Origin of the sequence: Spiroplasma sp. hy2 (genome assembly GCF_044714365.1) — a bacterium.
Taxonomy (GTDB): Bacteria; Bacillota_I; Bacilli_A; order Mycoplasmatales; family Mycoplasmataceae; genus Spiroplasma; species Spiroplasma phoeniceum.
Genome location: NZ_RXFZ02000254.1, coordinates 1 through 1,070, shown reverse-complemented (window position 1 = coordinate 1,070; position 1,070 = coordinate 1). Strand labels below are relative to the sequence as shown.

Sequence of the window (1,070 nt, the reverse complement as noted above, 5' to 3'; positions counted from 1 at the left end):
AAATTTTTAAATAAAAGACATAATTAATTAAAATTATAATTTGCTATTAGTATCTTTTTAAAAATATTTACAATTATTTTAATAGGTTATGCAAGAAGTCTAATAAAGGAAAAGTTTATAAACATTCAAAAATGAACTTTTATGAACTAAAAGATAATATTTTAAAGATTAAAGGTAAATGAATTTTAAGTATTGATAATTCTGAATTTATTAAAGACTTATTTAAAGAATTTAATATTAATGAATTTCAATGAGTATATAGTTCTACTAATTGTCATAATAGAAAACCAAAACTTGGTCAAGAACTAATTATTACAAATTTTAAGGAGTGTGATTAATTATGTTAGGAATTTGAATATTTTTTATTAAACGTAAATGTCAAATTTGTTGTTCTATTTTGAATAAAAAATTTGTTGGTAGTTTGTATTTTAAGTTAAATGTTTGTTCAATGCAGTGCAATAGAAAGCGAGTTGATTTGAGTAATGTATCAGAAACCAAGTTATAAAAGTGGCCCTAATCCGCCATTGTGTAAATATAATACTATAAAAGTTATTGATGTAGAATGATTTATTGGTTATAACGGTTTTCAATCTTTTCGCAGAATAATTGAAAGTAAGTGGTTTGCCGGTATTGATACTAGTAAAAATGAGTTATATGTGTGAAAGTATGGTGTTTTTATGAGTTTTTATAAGAAGAATATTAACGTAGAAAATTATTTTATTCGAAGAGAATTTGTAGTTTTTAGAACAGATAAAGCTTCATTTATAAATTTACCTAATCACAATAAACATATTGGTTTTTGATTAAGTAATAGATTTATTTATTTTAGTGAAAAACATTCTGAATCAAGTAGCTATTGGTTTGATTTATGATAATTCTTATCCTATTGTAAAATATAATGAAAATTTAAAACGTCATGTATGAAAATATTTAACCGGAACAGAATTAATCAATTTGTATAATCAATATGTAAATTGTACTATGAAGTGTAGCAGTTTATTTGTTATCATTATAACATCAATAAAATAAATGTTCAATATAATTTATTTTAAAAAAATTTAGTATTTTTA

1 protein-coding gene and 1 pseudogene are annotated in these 1,070 nt (G+C 21.3%); both read left to right on the top strand.

Annotation, left to right across the window (positions count from 1 at the left end; translation table 4 throughout):
• Window positions 1-131 precede the first annotated feature (131 nt).
• Window positions 132-338 (top strand): hypothetical protein, encoded by a 207-nt coding sequence (locus tag EHV01_RS05860; protein WP_422066643.1) that lies wholly within the window; start codon window positions 132-134, stop codon window positions 336-338.
• 339 nt (window positions 339-677) lie between these two features.
• A pseudogene (locus EHV01_RS05855) lies at window positions 678-969 on the top strand (DUF3627 domain-containing protein); the annotation flags it as partial.
• Between the last annotated feature and the right edge of the window lie 101 nt (window positions 970-1,070).